At 75.2% G+C, this 17933-nt stretch carries 22 protein-coding genes; 6 read left to right on the forward strand and 16 right to left on the reverse strand.

The genetic code is table 11. The features are described from left to right. Positions 1–759 (reverse strand): thioredoxin domain-containing protein, encoded by a 759-nt coding sequence (locus Q6349_RS12705; RefSeq protein ID WP_304604366.1) that lies wholly within the window; start codon positions 757–759, stop codon positions 1–3. A gap of 78 nt (positions 760–837) precedes the next feature. Here Q6349_RS12705 and Q6349_RS12710 point away from each other — a divergent pair, with 78 nt between their 5' ends. From Q6349_RS12710 to Q6349_RS12720, 3 genes are read left to right on the forward strand one after another with little or no spacing between them, the layout of a single operon-like run. Beyond that, positions 838–1377, forward strand: a complete 540-nt coding sequence (locus tag Q6349_RS12710) for a hypothetical protein (RefSeq protein ID WP_369810813.1) — start codon at positions 838–840, stop codon at positions 1375–1377. Continuing rightward, on the forward strand, positions 1374–1757 hold the full coding sequence (locus Q6349_RS12715; RefSeq protein ID WP_171247202.1) for a BlaI/MecI/CopY family transcriptional regulator: 384 nt from the start codon (positions 1374–1376) through the stop codon (positions 1755–1757). The genes Q6349_RS12710 and Q6349_RS12715 overlap by 4 nt, the downstream gene beginning before the upstream one ends. Then, positions 1754–2722: a M56 family metallopeptidase gene (locus Q6349_RS12720; protein WP_304604367.1), complete on the forward strand. Its 969-nt coding sequence runs from the start codon at positions 1754–1756 to the stop codon at positions 2720–2722. The genes Q6349_RS12715 and Q6349_RS12720 overlap by 4 nt, the downstream gene beginning before the upstream one ends. Before the next feature lie 7 nt (positions 2723–2729). Here the strand turns inward: Q6349_RS12720 and Q6349_RS12725 are convergent, their stop codons facing one another. After that, positions 2730–4337 (reverse strand): NAD(P)/FAD-dependent oxidoreductase, encoded by a 1608-nt coding sequence (locus Q6349_RS12725; protein ID WP_304604368.1) that lies wholly within the window; start codon positions 4335–4337, stop codon positions 2730–2732. A gap of 36 nt (positions 4338–4373) precedes the next feature. On the opposite strand from Q6349_RS12725, the gene Q6349_RS12730 reads away from it, so the two are divergent. Next, complete coding sequence (locus tag Q6349_RS12730) at positions 4374–5318, forward strand: NAD(P)-dependent oxidoreductase (RefSeq protein WP_304604369.1); 945 nt, start codon at positions 4374–4376, stop codon at positions 5316–5318. Between the two features lie 21 nt (positions 5319–5339). Here the strand turns inward: Q6349_RS12730 and Q6349_RS12735 are convergent, their stop codons facing one another. From Q6349_RS12735 to Q6349_RS12795, 13 genes are all read right to left on the reverse strand, one after another. Next, a complete protein-coding gene (locus Q6349_RS12735) occupies positions 5340–5672 on the reverse strand; it encodes a hypothetical protein (protein ID WP_304604370.1) in 333 nt (110 codons plus the stop codon). A 67-nt stretch (positions 5673–5739) separates the two neighbouring features. Continuing rightward, positions 5740–6477: a dienelactone hydrolase family protein gene (locus Q6349_RS12740; RefSeq protein WP_304604371.1), complete on the reverse strand. Its 738-nt coding sequence runs from the start codon at positions 6475–6477 to the stop codon at positions 5740–5742. A gap of 67 nt (positions 6478–6544) precedes the next feature. Beyond that, positions 6545–6910: a DUF488 domain-containing protein gene (locus tag Q6349_RS12745; RefSeq protein WP_304604372.1), complete on the reverse strand. Its 366-nt coding sequence runs from the start codon at positions 6908–6910 to the stop codon at positions 6545–6547. 9 nt (positions 6911–6919) lie between these two features. Beyond that, on the reverse strand, positions 6920–7315 hold the full coding sequence (locus Q6349_RS12750) for a VOC family protein (protein ID WP_304604373.1): 396 nt from the start codon (positions 7313–7315) through the stop codon (positions 6920–6922). A gap of 51 nt (positions 7316–7366) precedes the next feature. Next, positions 7367–8302, reverse strand: coding sequence for a bifunctional DNA-formamidopyrimidine glycosylase/DNA-(apurinic or apyrimidinic site) lyase (gene mutM / locus Q6349_RS12755; protein WP_304604374.1), 936 nt, complete (start codon positions 8300–8302; stop codon positions 7367–7369). Further along, positions 8295–9056, reverse strand: a complete 762-nt coding sequence (gene rnc / locus Q6349_RS12760) for a ribonuclease III (protein WP_304604375.1) — start codon at positions 9054–9056, stop codon at positions 8295–8297. Before rnc ends, mutM begins: the two co-directional genes overlap by 8 nt. A 1-nt stretch (position 9057) precedes the next feature. Then, positions 9058–9252 (reverse strand): 50S ribosomal protein L32, encoded by a 195-nt coding sequence (gene rpmF / locus Q6349_RS12765; RefSeq protein ID WP_171247212.1) that lies wholly within the window; start codon positions 9250–9252, stop codon positions 9058–9060. A gap of 2 nt (positions 9253–9254) precedes the next feature. Further along, a complete protein-coding gene (locus Q6349_RS12770) occupies positions 9255–9806 on the reverse strand; it encodes a DUF177 domain-containing protein (protein WP_304604474.1) in 552 nt (183 codons plus the stop codon). A 181-nt stretch (positions 9807–9987) separates the two neighbouring features. Continuing rightward, the gene (locus tag Q6349_RS12775) at positions 9988–10545 is read right to left on the reverse strand and encodes a hypothetical protein (protein WP_304604376.1); all 558 of its coding nucleotides are present in this window, start codon (positions 10543–10545) and stop codon (positions 9988–9990) included. A gap of 10 nt (positions 10546–10555) precedes the next feature. Next, positions 10556–11047: a pantetheine-phosphate adenylyltransferase gene (gene coaD, locus Q6349_RS12780; protein ID WP_304604377.1), complete on the reverse strand. Its 492-nt coding sequence runs from the start codon at positions 11045–11047 to the stop codon at positions 10556–10558. A 23-nt stretch (positions 11048–11070) separates the two neighbouring features. Next, positions 11071–11670, reverse strand: a complete 600-nt coding sequence (gene rsmD, locus Q6349_RS12785) for a 16S rRNA (guanine(966)-N(2))-methyltransferase RsmD (RefSeq protein ID WP_304604378.1) — start codon at positions 11668–11670, stop codon at positions 11071–11073. Between the two features lie 135 nt (positions 11671–11805). Further along, complete coding sequence (locus Q6349_RS12790; RefSeq protein WP_304604379.1) at positions 11806–14067, reverse strand: ATP-dependent DNA helicase RecG; 2262 nt, start codon at positions 14065–14067, stop codon at positions 11806–11808. Then, positions 14064–15770, reverse strand: coding sequence for a DAK2 domain-containing protein (locus tag Q6349_RS12795; protein WP_304604380.1), 1707 nt, complete (start codon positions 15768–15770; stop codon positions 14064–14066). Before Q6349_RS12795 ends, Q6349_RS12790 begins: the two co-directional genes overlap by 4 nt. A 172-nt stretch (positions 15771–15942) precedes the next feature. Here Q6349_RS12795 and rpmB point away from each other — a divergent pair, with 172 nt between their 5' ends. Both rpmB and Q6349_RS12805 read left to right on the forward strand, forming a co-directional pair. Continuing rightward, a complete protein-coding gene (gene rpmB / locus Q6349_RS12800; protein ID WP_171247217.1) occupies positions 15943–16134 on the forward strand; it encodes a 50S ribosomal protein L28 in 192 nt (63 codons plus the stop codon). Between the two features lie 168 nt (positions 16135–16302). Beyond that, positions 16303–16830, forward strand: coding sequence for a GNAT family N-acetyltransferase (locus Q6349_RS12805; RefSeq protein WP_304604381.1), 528 nt, complete (start codon positions 16303–16305; stop codon positions 16828–16830). 31 nt (positions 16831–16861) lie between these two features. Here the strand turns inward: Q6349_RS12805 and Q6349_RS12810 are convergent, their stop codons facing one another. Beyond that, the gene (locus Q6349_RS12810; protein ID WP_304604382.1) at positions 16862–17896 is read right to left on the reverse strand and encodes a thiamine-phosphate kinase; all 1035 of its coding nucleotides are present in this window, start codon (positions 17894–17896) and stop codon (positions 16862–16864) included. Positions 17897–17933 lie beyond the last annotated feature (37 nt).

The raw sequence follows: 17933 nt of genomic DNA on the forward strand, positions 1-17933 counted from the left end.
TCAGTCCGCGCTCGCGGCGAGCGCCGCGTCGTAGGCGTCACGGAAGACCTGCGTCGGCTGCGCCCCCACGAGTGGCCGGCCGCCGAGCAGGAAGGCGGGTGTGGAGTAGGCGCCGAGGTCGAGGCCGAGCTTCTCGTTGGCGGCGACGGCCCCGGCCGTCTCGGACGAGGCCATGTCGGCGGTGAACCGCTCGACGTCCAGGCCCAGCTCGGCGGCCAGGTCGGTCAGCGCCTGCTCGGACAGCTCGGCCTCGGACCGCTTCTCCCCCTCGGGGTAGAGGGCGTCGTGGTAGGCCCAGAACTCGTCCTGGAGCCCGGCGGCGTAGGCGGCACGCGCCGCACGCTCGGAGGCCTCGCCGAAGACGTTGACGTCCCGGTACTCGATGCGCAGGTCGCCGTCCTCGGCGTGCTGCATCATCTCCGGCAGCGTCTCGTGGCTCCACTGCGCGCAGAACGGGCACTGGTAGTCGGAGAAGACGACGAGCACGACGGGGGCGTCGACCGGGCCCGCGGCGAGCGGGTCCTCGGGGTCGCGACGCTCGACGGCGGCGGGGTCGAGCTCGGCGGGCCCCTGCACGTCGGTCGGGGCGTCACCCTGCCCGGGGGCGGTCGCCGCACCGGGGGCCGCTGCCGGGCCGGCCGGTGCGTCGTCGCCGGACGACCAGAGCACGGCCGCCGCCAGCACCAGGGTCAGCACGGTGACGACGACGGCGGGCAGGACCCACGGCCGGGACGCGGTCGGGGTACGGGGGTCGGCCACGGGTTCCTCCGGGAAGTCGGCTTACTATCTTGCGTAGTCGACTATGCACCATAGTCGACGATGGGTCATCATGGCACCGTGACTCCCGTGACACCGACCCGCGCCTCCTGGCGCGACACCGCCGGCCTCGCGCTGCTCGGCCTGCGCACCTGGACGCCACGTCAGCGCGTCGTCGCCGTCGGGGCGGCGCTCGCCGTCGGCCTGCTCATCGGGTGGGCGACCGTGCTGATCCCCAACCCCGTCTTCTCCCGGGAGATCCCCCCGGTGTGGTGGAACTACCCCGTGTGGATCCTCACCTCGGCGCTGTCCGGGATGCTCGTGGCCACCTACGTCCGCTCGGCGGCGCCGGACCCGGACGAGGCCCGGTCCAGCCGGCTCGGCATGGCCGGCGGCGTGCTGGCCTGGTTCGCCGTCGGCTGCCCCGTGTGCAACAAGCTCGCCCTGCTGGCCCTCGGCTACAGCGGTGCGATCACCTGGTTCGCCCCGGTCCAGCCGTTCCTCGGCCTGGCCGCTCTCGCGCTCACCGCCGTCGCGCTCGTGTGGCGGCTGCGCGGCCAGGTGGCCTGCCCGGCACCCCCGGCGGCGCCGGCACCCACGCCCGAGGGGGCTGCTCGATGACGGCGCGCGAGCACGACGAACCGGCCCGCCTGGGCACCCTCGAGGCCCAGGTCATGGACGTCCTGTGGGACTGCGGCGGCTGCACCGTCCGGCACGTCATCGACCGGCTCGGCGGCCGCCCCGCCTACACGACCATCGCCACGGTGCTCGGCAACCTCGAGCGCAAGGGCTTCGTGGAGCACGTGCGCGAGGGCCGCAGCGCCCGCTACCTGCCGGCCTCCAGCCGGTCCGAGCACGCCGCCGAGATCATGGAGCACGCACTGGCGAGCAGCGGCGACCGCGCGGCCTCGATCCTGCACTTCGTCGAGGCCATGCCCGAGAGCGACCGCGCCCTGCTGCGCGACTACCTCGCGGGGCAGGACGCGACGGGGTCCGCATGACGACCGCCGTCGCCGCCCTCGCCGGCCTGGGCATCGTCCTCGCGGCGCTGAGCGGTCCGTGGCTCGTCCGCCGTGCCGCGCCGGCCCTGGTCCGGGCACCGCTGACCGCGGCCGTCGTGCTCACCGGCGGCGTCCTGCTCTGGCTGGCCGCCGTGCTCGCCGTCGGTCCGATGCTCGCCTGGACCCTCTCCGGTCCCGCCGTGCTGCCCGGGGCGGCGGGTGACGTGTGCCGGCGGTGCCTGGCCGCGGCCGACCCGTTCGCCGGCACCCCGCTCGACACCGCCGTGCCCGTGGTGCTGCTGCTGGCGGTGCCCGCCGTCGTCGCCGGGGTGCTGGCCACCGTGCTCGGGCGCGACCTGCTGCGGCGCCGACGCGAGACCGCCCGGACGGCCGCCGTCCTGCGGTCCACCGGTGCGCCGCGGGTCGTCGGCGGGCACCGGGTGCTGGTCGTGCCCGACGACGCGGCGGCCGCGTTCGCCCTGCCGGCCCGGCACGGCGGCGTCGTGGTGACGACCGGTGCCCTCGAGGCCCTCGAGGACACAGGGCTCGCCGCCGTCCTCGCCCACGAGGACGCCCACCTGCGCCAGCGCCACCACCTCGTGGCGGCGGTCGTCGAGGCCCTGGCGACCCACCTGCGCTGGATCCCCGTGGTGGCCGCCGTCGCGGACGCCGTGCCCACCTACCTGGAGATCGCCGCCGACGACGTCGCCCGGCACCGCGTCGGCACGACCGCGCTCGCCGGGGCGCTGCTCACGCTCGGCGACGCCCCTGACCGTGCCCCGGTCGCCGTCGGTGCCCTGCACGCCGGCGGACCGGACCGGATCCGGCACCTCGTCGCTCCCGGGACGGCGTCCGCCGGCACCTGGCCGGCCGTCGCCGTCGGGGCGCACCTCGGGGTGCTCGCCGCCGTGGCCCTGGCCGTCCACGTGCCGTACGCGGGCGCCCTGCTCTCGGGGTGCGCCTAGTCACGCCTCAGTCGAGCAGCGCCATGGCGGCCGCCCGGCCCGGGATGCCGCTCACTCCCCCGCCGCGGCGCGCACCGGCCCCGGCGAGCAGGACCTGGGGGTGCAGCGTCTCCACGCCCCAGGTCCCCGGGGCGTCGAGTCCCTCGGGGTCGGTGTCCTCGTCCGCCCACGGCCACGACAGGTCACGGTGGAAGATGTGCCCGCCGGGCAGCCCGACGCTGCGCTCCAGGTCCACCGGCGTGCGCGCCTCGAGGCAGGGCTCGCCGTCCGGGCCCCGCCACAGCACGTCCTCGATCGGCTCGGCCAGCACGGAGTCCAGGGAACGCAGGGTGGCCGCGAGCGCCGCCTCGCGGGCGGTGTCGTGGTCCTCCCGGAACAGCCGGGCGGGCATGTGCAGCCCGAACAGCGTCAGCGTCTGCGCCCCGGCGGCCCGCAGGTCGGGACCCAGGATCGTGTCGTCCGTCAGGGAGTGGCAGTAGATCTCGCACGGCGGCGTCTCGGGGATCCGGCCGGCCGCGGCCTGGGCGTGGGCGGTCTGCAGCTCGTCGAAGGACTCGTGCACGTGGAAGGTCCCGCTGAACGCGGCGACCGGGTCGACGTCCTCGCGCAGCCGCGGCAGCCGACGCAGCAGCATGTTGACCTTGAGCTGGGCACCCTCGGGCGCCGCGGCCGTGGCCCGGCCCGACGGCGTCGCGCCGGCGGCGTCGAGCAGCGCGTCCAGCACGCTGGGGGCCGCCCCGCTGACGACCGCCCCGGCCCGCACCCCGCGGGTCCGCCCGCCGTCCGCGGTCCACGCGACCTCGGCGTCCCCGCCGGTCGGCCCGGGGTCGACCGCCGTCACGTCGGCACCGGTGACGATCGTCGCCCCGGCGGCGAGCGCCGCGTCGCGCAGCGCACCGGAGACCGCCCCCATCCCGCCGACGGGCACGTCCCAGTCCCCCGTGCCGCCGCCGATCACGTGGTAGAGGAAGCAGCGGTTCTGGATCAGCGAGGCCTCGTCCAGGTCGGCGAAGGTCCCGATGAGACCGTCCGTGGCCGCCACGCCGCGCACGACGTCGGCGTCGAACCGCTCGCGCAGCGTCCGGCCGAGCGGCTGTTCGACGACGGCCCGCCACAGGGCGTCGTCGCCCACCCGGGCGCGTGCCTCGGCCGCGGACAGCAGCGGCTCGGTGACCGTGGGGAAGACCCGACCCGCCAGCCGCTCCAGGTCGGCGGACAGCTCCTGCCAGCGGGTGTGGTCGCGCCCCGCCCCGATCGCCTCGAACGAGGCCCGGGTGGCGTCGTCGGACCCGGTGTCCACCAGCAGGCCGCGGTCGCCCACGGGCGTGTAGGAGGAGTAGCGGCGCCGGGCCAGACGCAGCGACAGCCCGAGCTCGTCGACGACCTGGCGCGGCATGAGCGAGACCAGGTAGGAGTACCGCGACAGCCGCGCGTCCACGCCGTCGAACACCGGGGCCGAGACGGACGCCCCGCCGACGTGGTCGAGCCGTTCGAGCAGCAGCACCGACCGGCCGGCCCGGGCGAGGTAGGCGGCGGCCGTCAGGCCGTTGTGCCCTCCCCCGACGACCACGACGTCGTAGCGGGCGGCGGTGCGGGGCGGAGGCGCAGGTTCCATGCGGGTCATCGTGGCACGGCGGGTAACGTCACCGCCGTGAAGATCCTCGTGCCGAGCAACGTGCCCTTCGACCTGACCGTCGACGTCGAGGGGGTGGACGCCGTCGGCTACGTCATGCGTGAGGAGATCCCCGCCGCGCACGTGGACGCCGAGGCGATCGTCACCTGGGCGAGCCCGCAGCGGGTCATGGACGACGCCGCGCGCCGGCTGACGAACCTGCGCTGGGTGCAGACCCTCAACGCGGGCCCCGACCAGGCGCTCGCCACCGGCTTCGCCCCCGAGGTGGTCATCTCCTCCGGGCGCAGCCTGCACGACGCGACCGTGGCCGAGCACACCCTCGCCCTGCTGCTCGCCTCCGTCCGGCGGATCGACCGCACGCTGGAGGCGCAGCGCCGGCACGCGTGGGACCGGGACCTCGGTCGCGAGCAGGCCCGCGACGAGCAGGCGTTCACGCTGCACGGCGCGCACGTCGTGATCTGGGGCTTCGGGTCGATCGCTGCTCGGCTCACCCCGCTGCTCGAGGCCCTGGGCGCCCACGTCACGGGCGTGGCGTCGTCGGGCGGTGAGCGGTACGGCCGTCCGGTGGTCGGCCAGGACCGCCTGGCCGAGCTGCTGCCGACGACGGACGTGCTGATCTCCCTGCTGCCCGCGACCGCGGCCACCCACCACGCGCTGGACGCGTCGGTCCTCGCGCTGCTGCCGGCCCACGCCCGGTTCGTCAACGCCGGACGCGGCACCACGGTCGACGAGGCGGCCCTGGCCGAGGCGCTGCGCTCGGGATCGATCGCCGGGGCCGCCCTCGACGTCACCGAGACCGAGCCGCTGCCCGCCGACTCCGCGCTCTGGGACACCCCGCACCTGATCCTCACCCCGCACGTCGCGGGCGGGCGGCCGCAGGAGGCGTCCGCGTTCGTCACCGCGCAGGTGCGGCGGTGGCGCGAGGGCGGGGCCGCGGCGCTGGAGAACGTCGTCGCGCGCTGACCGGCCGCCGGGGCGGAAGGCTCACGACCCGGCGGTCTCGGGAGCGGCGGGCATCCGCTGCTGACGTCGGTACCGGCGCTCCTGGACGAGGGTCGCGACGATGGTCACGCCGAAGAACAGCCCGACCGCGCGCAGCCGGTCCTCCACCGAGGACGTCGCCAGCACGGCCACGAGCAGGACGAGCACGGCCCCGAGGTAGAGCGCGAACCACCCGTGCTGCCGCGGGTCCCGCAGGTCTCGGGCCTCCCAGTAGCGTCCGGTGAGGAACGACGCCGCCATCGGCCCCGCGAGCGTCGTCAGCGAGCCGATCATCTGGGCGTCGTCCACGCGGTCTCCTTCGACGGTGCTGGTCACGGTGGTCCGAGCCTAGGGCCTCCGCCGAGTGCGCGGTAGGGCACGCGGCGATGCGACCGGTGCCGGGTCACGAGCGGTGCCCGTCGTCGCTCGACCCGAGGTGCTCGTCGAAGAAGGCCACGATGCGCCGGCGCGCGGCGTCGGCGGAGTCGGCGTGGTAGCCGGACCGGACGAACCGCCCCGGGACGAGCGCCCACAGCGGCATCTCCTCGCGGGGGTGGTCGTTGAGGAACGAGTGCCCGGCACCCTCGTAGACGGTGACCTGGTGCGGGACCTCGGCGCGGGTCAGGGCCCGCTCGAGCCGGGCGGGGGCATCGGCCAGGCTGCGGTCCAGCGCCCCGTAGCTGCCGAGGACCGGGCAGGCGTCGGCGAGGAGCTCGTCCGCGTCCTCGGGGACACCGCCGTAGTTGACGCTCGCCGCCTGGTACCGGCCGCCGCCCGCGAGCAGCACCGCGAAACCGCCGCCGAGGCAGAAGCCGATGACGCCCACCCGCCCGGTGCAGTCCTCGTGGGCGGCCAGCCAGGACCGGGTCGCCTCGAGCTCGTCGAACCCGCGGCCCCGGCGGCGCACGAGGGAGCGCATCGCCGACACCACGCACCACAGCCGCGGCCCGTGGTGCAGCAGGTCGGGCGCGACGGCGAGGAACCCGTGGTCGGCGAGCCACTCGCACTGGCGACGCAGGTCGCTCGTCATGCCCAGGGCGTCGTGGATCACCACCACGCCCGGCCACGGCGGTCTCCCGGCAGGACGCGCGAGGTAGACCGGCAGCCGGCCGTCGTCCGTCTCCACGGTCGTCAGGGACATGGGCTCAGCCACCCTCCATGAAGCGGTTCCGCTCTAGCGTAGTGACGCGGACGGGCCACGCCCGCTGTCAGCGCCCGGGGTCGTCGGCGAGCAGCTCGGCCAGCACCGGCAGGTGGCTGCCGTCGACCTCGCGGGTGGAGGTCACCAGCGTGACCGTTCCCTGTCGCGCGATGTCGCGCAGCTCGGCGAGTGCGTCCGCCCCCGGCCCCGGCGTCTCCAGCTCGGCCCGGTACCGGTCACGGAACTCGGCGGCACGGTCCGGGTCGTGGGAGTACCAGCGACGCAGCTCGGTCGAGGGCGCGACGTCCTGGAGCCAGACGCCGACCCGTGGGTCGCCCTTGCGCACGCCCCGCGGCCAGAGCCGGTCGGCCAGCACCCGACGGCCGTCGTCGGGACCGGGCTCGGTGTACACACGCGCGAGGTGCACCGTCATGGTCCGAGCCTAGGGCGCGGAGTCCACCGGCAGCAGGTCGAGCCGCCGACGCAGCAGGCAGAACTCGTTGCCCTCGGGGTCGGCGAGCACGTGCCACGGCTCGTCGCCCGTCTGGCCGACGTCGGCCGGGCGTGCACCCAGCGCCAGGAGACGCTCGAGCTCGGCGTCCTGGTCACGGTCGGTCGGGTTGACGTCGAGGTGCAGCCGCGGCTTCGCCGGCTCGGGGTCCGGGTGCGGACTGAGGATGATCGTCGGCTGCGGGCCACCGAACCCGGACCGCGGCCCGATCTCCAGGGCGCCGTGGTCCTCGTCGAGCACCACGTAGTCGAGGACCTCGCACCAGAACCTCGCCAACGCCTCGGGGTCCTTGCACTCGAGCACCAGCTCGCTGAGTCGACACGCCATGGTCGCGACCCTAGGGGTGCCCGTCGGCGGACGCGAGGGAATTCTGCGCGGTCACCAGCGGCCGTGGCGGGGGCGCGGCTGGCAGCGCGGGCAGGTGTACGACGACCGGTTCATGAACTCGTCCCGGCGCACGGGCGTCCCGCAGCGCGGGCAGGCCTCGCCGAGGCGGCCGTAGACGGCCAGCGACCGCGAGAAGTAGCCGGACTCGCCGTTGACGTTGACGTACAGGGCGTCGAAGCTCGTGCCGCCCTGCGTCAGCGCCTCGGCCATGACCTCCGTGGCGGCGTCAAGCACGCGCCGCACGACGGGGCGCGTCATCGTGTCCGTCGCCCGGGCGTAGTGCACGCGGGCCCGCCACAGGGCCTCGTCGGCGTAGATGTTGCCCACCCCGGACACGACGGTCTGGTCGAGCAGCGCCCGCTTGATCCCGGTCCGACGCCGGCGGATGCGTTCGACCAGCGTGTCCCGGTCGAGCGCGGGGTCGAGCAGGTCGCGGCCGATGTGCGCCACGGGTTCCGGCACCGCGGCCAGCGGGCTGCCGTGCCCGCCGGGTGCGCCGTCCGGCGTCGGGGCGAGGTCGGTGACGGAGAGGTGCCCGAAGGTGCGCTGGTCGACGAAGTCCAGGTAGTGCGCCCCCGACGGCGCCTCGTCCAGGTGGACCCTGACCCGCAGGTGGGGGTGCGCCCACTCCCCCGCGACGGCCGGATCGCGCACGAGGAGCTGGCCGGACATGCCCAGGTGCGCCAGCAGCGCGGACGCCGGGTCGCCCGTGGCGGCGGGGTCGGTCAGCGGGAGCCAGAGGTACTTGCCGCGGCGCGCGGCGCCGGCCAGCCGGCGGCCGCTGAGCTGGTCGGCGAACCCGGTCGGCCCGCCCTCGTGCCGGCGCACGGAGTAGTCCCGGAACACCTCGACGTCGCGCACGACGGCGCCGGTCACGAGCCGGTCGAGGCCGTCGCGGACGGTCTCGACCTCGGGGAGCTCAGGCACCGGCCGGCTGCTCCCCCGGACGGGCGCCCGCGTCCTGCGCCTGGCCGGGCAGCGGCAGGGCGATCACGGCGCGGTAGGCCTGCGCGGCGGCGGCCTGCTCGGCGTGCTTCTTCGCGGTGCCCTCGCCGAACCCCGTCACGGGACCGGCGGTGACCTGCGCCGAGAAGCGGCGGGCGTGCTCGGGGCCCTCACCGGTGACCTCGTAGACGGGGGCGTCGAACCCGCGCTCGGCGACCGCCTCCTGCAGGGAGGTCTTCCAGTCCAGCCCGGCCCCGAGGTCGGCCGCCGCCTCCATCGTGTCGTCGACCAGCCGGAGGACCAGCTCGCGCGCGACCTCGAGGCCGTGCGAGAGGTAGGTGGCTCCGAGCAGCGCCTCGACGGTGTCGGACAGGATCGAGTCCTTGTCGAACCCGCGGGTGCGCTTCTCGCCCTTGCCCAGCAGGACGTAGCGGCCCAGCTCGAGCCGGCGGGCCACCGCCGCGAGGGACCGCTGCGAGACCGTCGCCGCCCGCATCTTCGCGAGCTCGCCCTCGGGCTTGTCCGGATGGCGCCGGTACAGCGCCTCGGTCACCACCAGCCCGAGCACCGTGTCCCCGAGGAACTCGAGGCGCTCGTTGGTGGGGATCCCGCCGGCCTCGTGCGCGAACGACCGGTGGGTCAGGGCAAGCACGAGAAGCTCGGGATCCAGATGGACCCCGAGCTTCTCGAGAAGTGCTGACGGCTCCGGACGTTCTCCGTTGCCGCGTGCAGGCATGTCAGCCCGCGTGCTCGGTGCGCAGCGCCTCGGCGTACTGACGGCCCTTGTAGGAGCCGCAGGTCGGGCACGCGGCGTGCGACAGCTTCTGGCCCTTGCACTGGGGGCAGGTCGCGAGCGGCGCTGCGGTGGTCTTCCACTGCGAGCGGCGCGCGCGGGTGTTGCTGCGCGACATCTTGCGCTTGGGAACAGCCACGGTCAGCTCTCTTTCGTCTCGTCGGACACGCTCGACTCCTCGAGCATGGTCTGCAGCGCCGCCCATCGGGGGTCGACGATGTCGTGGTGGTGCTCGGGGTCGTCCTCCAGCCGTGCTCCGCACTCGGAGCACAGACCGGGGCAGTCCGGCCGGCACAGCGGTTGAAATGGTAGTGCAGTGACCAGGGAATCCCGAACCACGGGTTCGATGTCCGCCTGGTCGTCGATCAGCAGGGCCTCGTCCTCGGCCTCCTCGTCCCCGGCTTCCTCGGCGGCCTCGGCGCGCTCGGGGTAGACGAAGAGCTCCTGGACACGGACGGTGACCTCCTGGGAGATCGGGTCCAGGCATCGCGCGCACTCACCGACGGCGGTGCCGCGCACGACGCCGGAGACGAGCACGCCCTCCATGACGGCCTCGAGACGCAGCCCGAGGGTCAGGTCGGCGCCCTCGGGCACCCCGATGACCGCCGTGCCCAGGTCTGCGGGCGCGGCGACGACGGTCGCGACCTCCCGCATGGTTCCGGGACGCCGCGTGAGCTCGTGCGTGTCGAGCACGAGCGGCGAGCGCTTGGCGGTGGTGATGGTGATGCTCCAGACGACGGCGCCGAGCACGGCGCGGTGTGCAGGTGGGACGGTCCTCACGGACCAGCGGTTCAGTCTACGCGATCGCCCCGCGCGGGCCAACGCACCGACGACGTGACGTACGCAACGGCGCCGGCCCCGTCGACCGCCGGCGTCAGGCGCTGCGGCGGTCGCCCGGGTCGTCCTCGTCCGGCCACTCGGGGTCGGAGACCGCGTCCCAGCGCACGCGCGGCGACCCCGTGCCCAGACGCTCGGCCAGCTTCGACCGGCCCGCCCGGACCTGGGTGGTCAGCCGCCCCAGGTCGGCCTCGAAGTCGGCCAGCCGCCCGTCGCAGTACTCGTCGGCGTCGGCGCGCAGCGCCGCGGCCCTGCGCTCCGCCTCGGCGACGATGTCCGCCGCGCGGGACTCCGCCTGGACGACGACCTGCTCGTCCTGCACCAGCTCGATGGCGCGCGCCCGCGCCGTGGCCACGATCTCCTCGGCACGGCGGTGGGCGTCCTCGAGGGTGCGTTCGGCGTCCGCCAGCACCTCGTCCGCCCGGGCGACCTGGGTGGGCAGGTTGTCGCGCAGCTCGGCCACGAGCCCCAGCGCCTGGTCGCGGTCGATCTTGATGTTGGTCGACAGCGGTGACGTGCGCGCTTCCTCCACGAGGGCGGCCAGGTCGTCGATGATCTCCAGCAGTCCGGCCGTCGGGTTCGGGGTGTCGGTCATGTCGTGCTCCTCACGCACGGTGCGCCACGGTGGAGCGCACCGCCTCGGCCGCGGCGGACGGGACGAGATCGTCGATCGGCCCGCCGTGCCGGGCGATGTCCTTGACCAGCGACGACGCCACGTGCGCGTACCGCGGCTCCGCCGGCAGGAAGATCGTCTCCACACCGCTCAGGTGGCGGTTCATCAGGGCCATGGGGTGCTCACCGTCGAAGTCGGCGCCGCCGCGCAGCCCCTTGACGACGGCGGCCGCCCCGACCTCGCGGCAGAAGTCCACCAGCAGGCCCGGGACCACGTCGACGCGGACGTCGGCGGTCTCCGGGTCGTCCGCGACGGCGGCACGCACCAGGTCGACCCGCTGGTCGGCGGTCAGCAGGGCGTTCTTGGCGGCGTTGCGGGCGACCCCCACCACGACGACGTCGAACAGGCGGTTCGCCCGACGCACGATGTCGAGGTGCCCGAGCGTGATCGGGTCGAAGGACCCGGGACAGACGGCGATGCTCACGTCGCCCACGGTAGGTCGGGCGGTCACGTTTCCGTGGGACCTTCCTCGGCCTGCCGCCGTTCGGCGTAGTGCACGACCGTGTCCCCGTACCGCTTGGCCGACAGCTCGACGAGCGCGTCCGGCCAGACGAAGGGTGCGCCCCGCCGGGCCTGCTCGAGGACGACGACGGCGTCGGGCGCCAGCACGCCCGGGACGGCCAGGTCGGCGAGCACCCGGTTGAGCACGCCCGGGTCCAGGTCGTAGGGCGGGTCGATGAGCACGAGGTCGAACCCGTCGCCGGGCCCACCGTCGGCCGCGATCCGGGCCGTCGCCCGCTCAGCCGGTTCGGCGAGCACGCGCACGACGCGGTCCAGGCCGAGGTCGGCGGCGTTGCGGCGGGCGATGTCGGCGGCCTGCCGCGCCGCGTCGACGAGCAGGACCTCGACCGCGCCGCGGCTGGCGGCCTCGAGGCCGAGCGCGCCCGACCCCGCGAAGAGGTCCAGCACACGGGCGCCGTCGACGACGCCGAGGTGCTCGAGCCGCGAGAACATCGCCTCCCGGACGCGTTCGCTGGTGGGGCGGGTGCCCGACGGCGGCACGGTCAACGACCGCCCACCGACGGTTCCGGCGACGATCCTGGTCATGGCCCGGACTCTACCTGCGCCCACCACCGACCGTTGTGGGCATGAAATCTGCAGCACCCCGGCGGACCGGGGCTGCAGATCTCATGCCCACAACGGTCGGTGGGGCACGACGGCGTCGGGAGCGGATCGGCGCGCTCAGGCGCGCTCGAGGAACTCCTCCTGCTCGGCGTCGAGCTGGACGGCGATCGCCGCGGCCAGCACGGGGTGCTGACCGAGGCCGGGGTCGGCGTCGACGACCCCGGTGGCCTCGGTGCGCGCCGAGTCGATGAGGTCGGCGTCCTGGACCACGCGGAGCAGGCGCAGGGAGCTGGTGCGTCCGGACTGCGCGGCGCCGAGCACGTCGCCCTCGGAACGCAGCTCGAGGTCGAGGGTGGCGAGCTCGAACCCGTCGGTGGTGGCGGCCAGCGCCTCGACGCGGGCGGCGGCCGGGGTGCCGGGCCGCGCGGTCGACACCAGCAGGCACAGGCCCGGGTCGGCTCCGCGACCGATGCGGCCCCGCAGCTGGTGGAGCTGGGAGATGCCGAACCGGTCGGCGTCGAAGACCACCATGACGGTGGCCTCGGGCACGTCGACACCGACCTCGACGACGGTCGTGGACACCAGCACGGGTGCCTGGCCGGCGGCGAACCGCGCCATCGCGGACTCCTTGTCGGCGGGTGCCATCTGGCCGTGCAGCACCCCGACCTCGACGCCCGCGAGCCGCGGCTCGGCGCGCAGCGACTCCGCGACCTCGAGCACGGCACGCAGCGGGGCTCGGTCGGTGCCACCGCCGTCGGGCTCGGTGAGCTCGAGGAACTCCGGGACCTCGTCGAAGTCCTGTCCCGCCCCCGCCCGCCGTGCCGAGGCGTCGCCGTCGTCGTCGGGATGGATGCGCGGGCACACCACGTAGGCCCGCCGGCCGGCGTCGACCTCCTCGCGGACCTTCTCCCACACCCGTTGCATCCACCGGGGGTTGTCCGCGGGGACGACGTGGGAGGTGATGCCGGAGCGCCCCGCCGGGATCTCGGTGAGGGTCGAGGTGGTGAGGTCGCCGAACACCGTCATCGCCACCGTGCGCGGGATGGGTGTGGCGGTCATGACCAGCAGGTGCGGGGCCACCCGGGCCTTGGCCCGCAGGGCGTCCCGCTGCTCGACGCCGAACCGGTGCTGCTCGTCGACGACGACCAGCCCCAGGTCGGCGAACTGCACCTGGTCGCCCAGCAGCGCGTGCGTGCCCACGACGATCCCCGCCTCGCCGCCGGCGGCGTCCAGCAGCGCCTCCTTGCGGGCGGCCGCGTTCAGCGAGCCGGTGAGCAGGGCGACGCGGGTGCCGTGGGCCGCTCCGCCGAGCAGGCCGCCCTCGGCGAGCGGGCCCAGCATCGCGCGCAGCGTGCGGGCGTGCTGCGCAGCGAGCACCTCGGTGGGGGCGAGCAGCGCCGCCTGCCCACCGGCATCGATGACCTGCAGCATCGCCCGCAGCGCCACGACCGTCTTGCCGGATCCCACCTCGCCCTGCAGCAGGCGCTGCATCGGGCGCGGGCGGGCGAGCTCGCCGGCGATCTCGTCCCCCACCGCGCGCTGGCCCCCGGTGAGCGTGAACGGCAGGGCGGCGTCGAAGTCGGCGAGCAGACCGCCCTCGCCGTCGGGGCGGGGCGGCCGCGCGGTGGCCTCCTGCTCGGCGACGGCGGAGCGACGCTGGGCGAGCGCCGCCTGCAGCACGAAGGCCTCCTCGAACCGCAGCCGGCGCCGTCCCGCCTGCCAGTCCTGCGCCGCCTCCGGCACGTGCACGGCACGCAGGGCGTCCAGCCGGGTCGGCAGCGCCAGCCGGGTGCGGACCTCGTCCGGGACGGGGTCGGGCACGTCGTCCTCCGTGAGCGGGTCCAGGACGGTGCGCACGGCCCGCTGGATGCGCCACGTCGGCACCGCGGCGGTGGCCGGGTAGATCGGGATCGGGCGCGAGGCCTCGCTCAGGGCGGACTCGTCGTCGTCGGCGTCGACCCCGACCAGCACGTAGTCCGGGTGGGTGAGCTGGCGGGTGCCGCGGTACTCGGAGACCACACCGGTGAACAGCCCCGACCGCCCCGGACGCAGCTTGTCCTCGTGCGGGCGCAGCGCGCCGGGGCGCTTGGCGAAGAAGGTCAGGGCCAGCTCGTGCCGTCCGTCGGTCACCGTCGCCTGCAGCAGGGCGCCGCCGCGGCTGCGCATCGGGCGCACCGTGGCGCTCGCGACGCGTGCCATCACGGTGACGTGCTCCCCGAGCTGCAGGCGGTCCATGTCGGTGAGGGTGCCGGGTTCGCCGTAACGGCGCGGGTAGTGCCGGAGCAGGTCGTCGATCGTGACCAGACCCATCTTCTCGAGCGGCCCCGCGGCCCGCTTGCCCAGGGTGGCGGTCAGCGGCTCGGACAGCCGCGGGGTCATCGCCCGCCCCCGTCGCGCAGGGGCAGCAGCGCGTCGTCGACGACGTCCTCGACCGGCTCGACGCCGATCCCGACCCGGTCACCCGGGCGGCCGGTGGCGAGCACGACGACGTCGGCCCCGGGCGCGCACGCGGCGGCCCGGTCCACGACCTGCCCCAGCACGACCGCTCCGACGTCGGCGTCGGGCAGCACGGCGACGATCCCGGGGTCCTCGCACTCCTCGACCAACCGGGCGACGGCGGTCGCGGCGTCGGCGGCGGCCACCCGGTCGGCCCGCAGCCGCCGGTGCGCCGACAGCACCACGCCCGGCACGTCGAGGGCGTCCCCGCCGGCCCGCACCGCGTCCAGCGCACCGGCGAGCGCCGACACCGCGGTGACGAGGTGGACGTCGTCGGGGGCCGGCACCGCCGCGAGCCGGGGCTGGTCACCCGGACCCCCGTGGGCGACGTCCCGGGCGACCAGGTCGTCGATCGCGTCGTCCAGCCCCTCCAGCAGCTCCGGCGAGGCCATGACGAGCACGTTCGGGGTCCCGGCAGCGACCGCCGCCTGCGCCAGGTCGTCGACGGCGGGAGCGGTGTCGAGGTCCAGCAGCACGACCGCACCGCCGGTGGCGAGCTCGGCGGCCAGCGCCGGTGCCGAGGTCGTCACCACCACGGCCCAGTCGGTGGGGGGCACCGCGAGGTGGCGCACGTGGACGTGGGAGATGGCGCCCCGCTCGGCCCAGCGTCGGGGCACCGCCAGGGCCGCGTCGAGGTCCGGTGCGTGCACGTGCGCCTGCCAGAGCGAGTCCACGTCGTCGGCGCTGCCGCCGACCACGACGACGGAGTTGCCGACCCGGTCGAGGTCGGCACGCAGGGCGTCGGCCACGGCCCCCGGGACGAACCCGTCCGCGTCGGCGGAGCGGTGCAGCACGAACATCAGCTCGACCTCGTCGAGGCCGCCGGACTCCGGTTCGGCGACGTCGGCGGGCACCTCCGCCGCCACGTCGTCGCCGACGGGGGCGTGGCCGCGCAGGTCCATGTCGAGCAGCACGGGCGCCGTGGCGCCGGGCACCGGCGAGACCCCCGCCTCTCCCGCAGCCTGCTGGGCGGCGGCCAGGGACGCGAGCACCAGGACCAGGCCGCAGGCCCCGGCGTCGAGCACCCCGGCGTCGCGCAGGGGCGCCAGCGACCCGACGCTGCGCAGGGCCGCCTCCCGCGCCCCTCGCCGGGCGGCGTCGAGCACGCTGAGCCGTCGCGGCGCCCCGAGCGGCCCCACCATGCCACCGGCCTCGGCGTGCCGGGCAGCGGCCGCCGCGGCGTCGGCGGCCGTGAGGATCGTGCCGGGCATCGGGTGCGCCACGGCGCGGCGGGCCGACCGTGCCGCGACGTCCAGACCGACTCCCAAGGTGTCCTGCCGGCTCGCGGCGACCGCGAACCCGCGCAGCCACTCGCTGAGGATGACCCCGGAGTTGCCGCGGGCGCCGAGCAGGGCGGCCCGGGCGGCGACCCGCAGCAGCTTGGCCCCGCCGCTGCCAGCATCCGCGTCGTGGACAGCCCCGGCGGCCTCGCGCACGGTCAGGTACATGTTGGTCCCCGTGTCGCCGTCGGCGACGGGGAACACGTTGACCCCGTCGAGCTCCGGTCGGGCGGTGTCGAGGGCCTCGACCACCGTGTGCGCCCAGGTGCGCACCACGACGGCGTCCAGGAGCTCGGGCTGATCCACGCTGCCCACCGTAGCGGTGACGGAGGGCACGTCGCGGGAGCGTTGAGGGTTTCCGCGGCGATCCGCTATCATCATGTGGTTGCCTGGACTCCGGGCACCCCCCAAGACCACCGACCTTCACGTCCTGCTGCCCTGCTGGCGCGCGACGTGACACGACGATTCAGGAGACACCGTGGCTGCCAACTGCGACGTCTGCGGCAAGGGCCCGGGCTTCGGGCACAGCGTTTCGCACTCCCACATCCGGACCAAGCGCCGCTGGAACCCGAACATCCAGCGCGTGCGCGCCGTCGTCGCGGGCACCCCCAAGCGCGTGAACGTGTGCACCTCGTGCCTCAAGGCCGGCAAGGTGCAGCGCCAGGCCTGAGCCTCCGCCGCACGGCGACATCATCGACAGACGCCCGTCGGGTCCGACCCGGCGGGCGTCTGTCGTGCGATCACGGCCCGTGAACCGCCGCCCATGAACTGCAAAGAGTTCGTGAACCGTTCACCAATACCTCTTGGCGTGCCCGGCGGACCGTGGCAGTCTGAATCCATGATGGTCGAGACCGACAACGACGTGGTGATCCGTTCGGCGAACCCCTCGGACGCCGGCGCCATCGCCCGGGTGCACCTGACCTCGTGGCGCAGCGCGTACGCCCACGTCCTGCCGTCCGACTACCTCGACTCCCTCGACGTGGACGAGCAGACCCGGACCTGGGAGAAGTCCCTCGGCCAGGAGAACAGCACGACCGTCGTCGCCGAGGCCGACGGGCGCACGCTCGGCTTCGCGAGCTGGGGGCCGTCCCGCGACGAGGACGCCGAGGACGGCTGCCTCGAGCTCTACGCGATCTACCTCGACCCGGAGTCCTGGGGTCGCGGCGTGGCCCGCGACCTGATGCGCACGATGCTCGGGGAGGTCGGCCCGCAGGCCCGCATCACCCTGTGGGTGCTGTCCGAGAACGCCCGGGCCCACCACTTCTACCGGCGGCACGGCTTCCAGCCCGACGGGATCGAGCGCATGGAGGACTACGCCGACGTGCCCGTGACCGAGGTCCGCTTCGTCCGGGAGCCCGAGCGCTGACCCGGAGCGCAGCCGACGGTACGCGCCAGGATCAGGGACGGAAGTGGTCCCACCCGGTCGCGACGTGCGGGACCTCGCCGTCGAGCAGCACGCGCGGCGCGTCGTCCGCCGGCGCCCTGACGTCGCCGACCAGCCGGAAGCCGTTCGGCAGCCCCCGGTCGGCCACCTCCGCGGGGAAGGTCGCGAGCAGCCCGTGGTCCTCTCCCCCGGACAGCACCCAGGTCCGCGCCCGGTCGGCCCCGTCGGGATCCTCCGTCGCCACGGCGACCTCGACGGCGGCAGGGACCAGCGCGGTCACGTCGCGCATCAACGCACCCTCGGCGAGGTCGACGTCCACACCGCTGGCGCGGGCGAGCCGGCCCGCGTCCCGCAGCAGCCCGTCCGAGACGTCGAGCATCGCCGTCGCCCCCGCGAGCGCCGCCGCGGGCCCGGCCTCGAGCGGGGCCTCCGGGCGCAGGTACGCGGCGACGTAGGGCGTGCGTGACGTCGCGGCGCCGGGCGCACCGTCGTCGGGCGTCGCCGCTCCGCTGGTGAGCAGGTCGAACCCGGCGGCCGAGGCGCCGAGCACGCCGGCGTGCGCGACGACGTCGCCCGGACGCGCACCCGATCGCAGCACCGGCGCCCGCCCGGCGAGGTCGCCGTGGACCGTGACGGACACGACCACCGCGTCACCGCCGGACAGGTCGCCGCCGACGACCGTCGCCGGACCGGAGGCGTCGGCCAGACCACGCGCGAGGTCGGTCACCCACTGCACCGGCAGGTCGGCAGGCATCACCAGGGAGACCACCATGGACGTCGCGCGCGCTCCCATGGCAGCGACGTCGGCGAGGTTCTGGACCGCCGCCCGGTACCCGACGTCGTACCCGCCCGACCACTCGCGGCGGAAGTGGCGGCCCTCGACGAGGACGTCCGTGGTCACGACGAAACGTCCGTCGGCGGCGCGCACCACCGCCGCGTCGTCACCCGGCCCGACGTCGACCCCCTCGCCGACGGGCAGGAGCGGGAAGATGCGTGCCAGGAGCGCGGTCTCGTCGAGGTCGCGCACGCGCAGGATGGGGTCGGTCACGACCGAACCCTAACCGGACGCCGGGCCGTGACGGAGA

Source organism: Isoptericola sp. 178, assembly GCF_030586525.1.
Lineage (GTDB): Bacteria > Actinomycetota > Actinomycetes > Actinomycetales > Cellulomonadaceae > Isoptericola > Isoptericola sediminis.

Coding starts and splice junctions, on each gene's coding strand:
- Q6349_RS12715 (WP_171247202.1), top strand. CDS start 1,374: ATGACGGCGCGCGAGCACGACGAACCGGCCCGCCTGGGCACCCTCGAG.
- Q6349_RS12720 (WP_304604367.1), top strand. CDS start 1,754: ATGACGACCGCCGTCGCCGCCCTCGCCGGCCTGGGCATCGTCCTCGCG.
- Q6349_RS12725 (WP_304604368.1), bottom strand. CDS start 4,337: ATGGAACCTGCGCCTCCGCCCCGCACCGCCGCCCGCTACGACGTCGTG.
- Q6349_RS12740 (WP_304604371.1), bottom strand. CDS start 6,477: ATGTCCCTGACGACCGTGGAGACGGACGACGGCCGGCTGCCGGTCTAC.
- Q6349_RS12745 (WP_304604372.1), bottom strand. CDS start 6,910: ATGACGGTGCACCTCGCGCGTGTGTACACCGAGCCCGGTCCCGACGAC.
- Q6349_RS12750 (WP_304604373.1), bottom strand. CDS start 7,315: ATGGCGTGTCGACTCAGCGAGCTGGTGCTCGAGTGCAAGGACCCCGAG.
- rnc (WP_304604375.1), bottom strand. CDS start 9,056: ATGCCTGCACGCGGCAACGGAGAACGTCCGGAGCCGTCAGCACTTCTC.
- Q6349_RS12775 (WP_304604376.1), bottom strand. CDS start 10,545: ATGACCGACACCCCGAACCCGACGGCCGGACTGCTGGAGATCATCGAC.
- rsmD (WP_304604378.1), bottom strand. CDS start 11,670: ATGACCAGGATCGTCGCCGGAACCGTCGGTGGGCGGTCGTTGACCGTG.
- Q6349_RS12790 (WP_304604379.1), bottom strand. CDS start 14,067: ATGACCCCGCGGCTGTCCGAGCCGCTGACCGCCACCCTGGGCAAGCGG.
- Q6349_RS12805 (WP_304604381.1), top strand. CDS start 16,303: ATGATGGTCGAGACCGACAACGACGTGGTGATCCGTTCGGCGAACCCC.